This is a genomic window from Streptomyces sp. NPDC041796, assembly GCF_055590785.1.
Genome location: NZ_JBVJAH010000068.1, coordinates 1 through 5,229, shown reverse-complemented (window position 1 = coordinate 5,229; position 5,229 = coordinate 1). Strand labels below are relative to the sequence as shown.

At 69.2% G+C, this 5,229-nt stretch carries 3 protein-coding genes and 2 pseudogenes; all 5 read left to right on the top strand.

The window, feature by feature from the left end; genetic code table 11:
* Positions 1–239: 239 nt before the first annotated feature.
* Positions 240–680, top strand: coding sequence for a hypothetical protein (locus ACZ6C1_RS38535; protein ID WP_469247693.1), 441 nt, complete (start codon positions 240–242; stop codon positions 678–680).
* Positions 681–2,368: 1,688 nt separating this feature from the next.
* A pseudogene (locus ACZ6C1_RS38530) lies at positions 2,369–3,522 on the top strand (hypothetical protein); the annotation flags it as partial.
* A 12-nt stretch (positions 3,523–3,534) separates the two neighbouring features.
* On the top strand, positions 3,535–4,146 hold the full coding sequence (gene tpg / locus ACZ6C1_RS38525; RefSeq protein WP_469247692.1) for a telomere-protecting terminal protein Tpg: 612 nt from the start codon (positions 3,535–3,537) through the stop codon (positions 4,144–4,146).
* Between the two features lie 128 nt (positions 4,147–4,274).
* A pseudogene (locus tag ACZ6C1_RS38520) lies at positions 4,275–4,580 on the top strand (transposase); the annotation flags it as partial.
* 292 nt (positions 4,581–4,872) lie between these two features.
* Complete coding sequence (locus tag ACZ6C1_RS38515) at positions 4,873–5,118, top strand: transposase (protein WP_469247694.1); 246 nt, start codon at positions 4,873–4,875, stop codon at positions 5,116–5,118.
* Positions 5,119–5,229 lie beyond the last annotated feature (111 nt).

The following is a 5,229-nucleotide window of genomic DNA, read 5'->3' as shown; positions in this document are numbered from 1 at the left end:
GGCGAGCGGGCGCGCGCCGACTACCGGACGGTGTCCGCCGTGACGACCCCCGGCGCGCCGGTCACCACGGCGGCCTCGTTCGTGACCGAGGCCGGCGACCCCGGCCTCAAGCCCGCCTGAAGGGGCCGGACGGGCCCGCTTCCAGCACATCCCGTGTACACCATGGCAGATGATGAATGCGCAGCATGGGTAGGGCTAACAGCGTGAAGGCGCCGAGACAGCGCAGGGAGGATGTGACTGTGACGAAGGACGCTGCCCGCCCGTTGACAGCTCGGGATGTCCCGGCCCTGCGGGAGGAGATCATCGAGTGGATGCGCTCTTCTGCCTTGGTTTCGGATGTGCGGCACGCGGCCAATGGCGGGCGCCTGGTCGATACGCTGAACCAGCGGCAGGTCTCCTTGCGGGCAGCTGAGCTGTACTTCGTCAGCGCCGACATGACCGACCTGGCCGTCACCATCGCCGAAGAGCTTGATCATTGTTTTATGGCTGAGGACGTCCCGCCCGACGACCACGGCTTTATCGTGTGGGGCCGTCCCGTCCCCGACTGCGAGCCGCCCAGCCTGTATGCCGTTGCCGCAGCATGGTCACGAACCGCCGGAGCCGTACGGATCGATGTGTATGGCCACGCGCCGACTGTGGAACAAGACGCGCGCCAGCGACATCTGGCGGACTCCTCATAGCGACCTGGCTACTCATCCGCCAGCCAGCCGTCCAGACGAAGGCTGTGCATGAGACGCAGCAAGTGGAAGCTGCAAGGTCGGCAAGGAAGTGGATCGCCCGAAATGGCGGCGACCCCACCAAGACCGTCCGCTACGTCACCCTCAGACAATGCCTGCGCCGCCCAGAAGGTGACGCGGAGACCAGTGACGATACGCACGCCCGGCGCATCTACCGACACCGCTGGTTCGTCAAACCACACCAGCGCACCTACCCCGACGCCAGCCACCCCGACGGCAAGTCTAAAAGGTGGGTTGGGCCTTACCTCGCGGTCCCGCAAGGATGCGAAGACGCCCCCATCATTGGTGGTGCACGCGTCAACGTGCTCCGCCGCTGAGCTCCGGACCCGTCCGGCGACAGCCGGATATAGGCCGTCACCTACCCCCGGCTCTCGAGGATGATCCGACTCTTTCGCTCTTTCAGACGGAGTCAGCGGCTGGCATGGTGAGGTGGCTGCGGAGGTGTGTGTCGCGGACGTACTCCAGCGCGGCCCGGATGCCGCTCTTGTCGGTCCAGGTGCAGGCGGAGCAGGGTGGCGACGTAGGCGTCCCGGCCGGTGCAGCCGACTTCCCTTGGCTTGCCGGTGGTGGTGACCTTGTGGCGGCAGACGGTCCCGTCGGCATAGACAGGTTTGATGGTGGCGGTGATGCAGGCCATCATGGGGTGGACCTCCTTGGTATCGGGTGCTGTCGGGGTGGGTGAAGATGGGCAGCGGCTCGTCGTACGCGGTCGCGGGGACGGCCGGAAGAGCGGGCGGCAGGACCGGCTCGGTCGGCAGGGCCAGGCGGCGACTGCTTCGGGGGCGAGCTGCCCGGTGGCGGCCAGGTCGGCGGCACGGGTGAGCGCGGCGGTAACGCGGTGGTGGGCCGGTCGTGGTGTGGGTGGCAGCCGGCGCACGTCCCCAACCAGGTTCTCCGGGCTCGGGCATCCCGGGCATCATTGGCAACCGTGATTGCACTGTACCAATGCCGTGTAGTTAAGCCTGCGGCTGATGTGTCAAGCCGTCTGAAGCGGAGACGGAGCTCCTGCTAGTGGCTCGTCACGCCAGTGGACCCAATACACCGGCCAAGGCTGCGTGACGAGCCACTAGCCGCCGGTGGTACGGGGATGAGGCCCCACGGCACGCTGGACGACGAACGCCGCATCGCCGCCGACCCGCACCACTGAGCCCGGCCCCTGATCCCCGGGCCCTATGGGGCCCGCGCCACGGGACCCCACCCCATCCGACTTTACCACCGAAGCCCGCACGGGAAGAGGTCAACCGGATACACCACCCCATCCCACGACCCGCGGGAACCACGACACCGCGCGCCACCCGCGCGGCCATATCCCTCCGTCACCACAACCGGTCCCACACTGCTCATGCCGTAGATCCGGACAATAACGACGCCAACAGCTCCCCAGCGCACACCGACCGGCCGCCCCACCGGACACCGCCCCCCTCCACCAGCGCCCCACCCGGCGATCACTTCCCCGGCAGAAACGGCCATTGACTCCACGCGAATCTCTGCGGCGCCGGCCCCCGCCCGCAAGGCGTCACACAACGCCACCCTCGGCACGAACGCCGAACGGTCACACCAGCCCGGCGCAGCACCACGGGCGCGTGCCAGCCGGTCATAGTCGACGATGCCGGAGAGCTGCCCCGCGAGCTCTGGTCAAGGCGCAGCTCGGGGCGAAGAGGCTGCACGGTTCGGGCAAGGACGCCGACGCGCTGCTGGTGCTCACCGAGGCCGCGTGCGAACGGTACGGCCTGCCCGGTCAGCTGTCGGAGTCCGAACGGCTCGCCGAGCGGCTCACGGAAGGGCACAAGGTCATCAAGCAGCTTCAGCGCACCGACTGGCAACTCGTCACCACCCGCTGCGCGTACATGCCCAGCACCCGGGCCAGCTCCGCCGGCTCCAGACGGGCTGCGTGGCCCCGAGGACAGGCTGTTCGAGGAGGGCCTACGACTGGGCGCGGGACCTGACCGACACCGAATACATGCAGCGCTACCTGGTCGGCCTGGATGTGAACCTCGCCTTCGGCGCGGCCGCCAACGGCGCCGTCGTCGGTCTGGCGTCACCGCCCGTGCACGTCACCCGGCCCGCGTTCGATGCGGCACTGCCCGGCTCGTGGCTGGTCGACCTCTGCCACGTCGACCTCGCCCGGGTGAAGGTCGGCAAGCAGTGGCGCGACCTCGACGGCGACCTGCTGCCCAGCCCGTTCACGCCGACCGGCCGGCGCCCGACGGGGCCAGCCTGGTACGCCGCGCCGACCCTGGCCTACGCCGTCGAACTCGGCTACGACATCGCCCCTGTCGAGGCGCGGGTGCGCCCGGAGGCGGGCCGGTTCCTGGACGGCTGGTATAAGCGGCTGCGCGACGCCTACGTCGCCACCATGGCGGACTTGGGTGTCGCGGAGAAGCGGTCCCCGGCCGAGTTCCTGACGGCGATGGACGGCTACCGCAGCCGTGATCCGGAACCCTGGTCCTGGGCGCGATCAAGATGACCGTCAAGGGCGGCATAGGCAAGCTGCAGGAGAAGGCGCGCGGCGGCGGCTGGAAACCGGGCCGGGCCTGGCCGGCCCTCGTCCGGCCGACGTGGCGGCCCGACATCCGGGCAGCCGTCATCTCCCCGGCCCGGATCAACATGCACCGCAAGATGGCCGCCCTGGCCGCAGCCACCGGGCAGTATCAAGCACGAGGGCACCCAGAGCGTGCTGTGGGGCGCCAAGGTGCTCGAACATCTCGCCGGCGACGGCCATGTCGCCAGCCTCGCCCGGTACATCAGGACCGGCGAGGTCACCGCCAAGGACACCGGAGAGTAGGCGAAGCGCGGCATGGTCACGGTCGGGGACGGACTCGACAAGGCGGTGCAGGGGGCGTTCACCCGTCCCATCCCGAAGTCCGCCGGGGCGCAGATGCGGTACCTGGTCCGCCAGCACCAAGGCAACACCCGGCGCGTGGCCGAGCTGCTCGGCGTCAGCCAGCGCACCGTCGAGCGGTATGTGAAGAACCAGATCAAAAAACCCCGGCCGGAGCTCGCCGACCGGCTGGAGCGTGAAGTCCGCGTGCGCTGGCAGCCGCAGATCCGGGCCAGGGCCAAGCAGGCCGCGGCCACCACCAGCGGCATCGTGATCGATGTCCAGGCCCGTTTCGGCTACACCGCCGCCCTCGGCAGCACCGACGACGCCCGCCTGCGCCACCTCACCCTCGCCCTGCCGCCCCACCACGCCGCCCGCCTCTTGCAGGGCCAGGAGGCCGGTCTCACCGAGGACCAGCCCCGACGCATCGCCGCCACTGACGTCCGCCGCTGTGCTGCGGCAGTGGACGTGCCGCAACTCCCCCGCACGGCTGACCGGCGTCGGCGTACGGGCCGACACGGACATCATATTCAGGGAACCGGCGGTGGGCCGTGGGTGAGGACGGCCGTCTGGTGCACCTGGAGCTGACCATCGCTCTGGCGATCTACGGGAACGGCCCCCGTATGGGGCCTCCTTGGCCCGGCCTGGAGGCGCGCTGCACCGGGCCAGCCTGCGCCGCAGCACGCTAGAGCCTGTCGTCAAAGCGATCTTGGATTGTGGATCATGGTGTGGTGATCCGTCGCCACGAACTGTCTGATGCCGAGTGGGATCTGATACGCCCGTTGCTGCCCCGGCCTGCGCTGGGGCGGCCACGGCTGGACGACCGGAGGGTCCTGAACGGGATCGTCTGGAAGTTCCGCACTGGTGTCCCCTGGCGGGACGTGTCTGAGCGATACGGTCCGTGGACCAGCCTCCACACGCGTTTCCGCCGCTGGGCGGCGGACGGCACGTTCGACCGGATGCTGCGGGCCGCCCAGGCGAAGGCGGACGCGGCCGGTGACATCGAGTGGCTGGTGTCGGTCGACTCAACGATCGTCCGCGCCCACCAGCACGCGGCAGGGGCCCGAAATGGGGGCGCCAAAGCCCGGCCGTTCGTCCTGACCGGCGGGAACACCAACGACTGCACCCAGTTCACGACGCTGATGGAGCGAGCGGGCGGCCGATCGCGTCGCAGGCGAGGTGGATCTTGCTGGTCAGTCCGCCTCGGGACCGTCCGAGGGCCATCCGGGTGCCCCGGGCCGGAACGGGCCGGCCCCGCACCAGGCCCGATCACGTCATCGGCGACAAGGGCTACAGCTCGAAGGCGATCCGCACCTGGCTGCGGCGCCGGGGCATCAGGCACACCGTCCCGGAACGGGCCGACCAGGTCCGCAACCCCGCAAGGGCAGCCTCGGCGGCCGCCCTCCGGCCTTCGACAAGGAGATCTACAAGCACCGCAACGTCGTGGAGCGGTGCTTCAACCGCCTCAAGCAGTGGCGAGGCATCGCCACCCGCTACGACAAGACCGCCCAGTCCTACAAGGCGGCCGTCGCCCTCGCATCACTCCTGATGTGGGCCTGACACTTTGACGACAACTCCTAGTACTGCAATCACAGTTATGGGGTGTGTCCGCGTTGTTTGTAGTGGCTGTTGCGGGCACGTGTCTGGCTGAGTCTTCGCCAGTGTGACCAG

Excerpts from the sequence above, each read along its gene's own strand:
- tpg (WP_469247692.1), top strand. The coding sequence starts at position 3,535 with ATGGTCACGGTCGGGGACGGACTCGACAAGGCGGTGCAGGGGGCGTTC.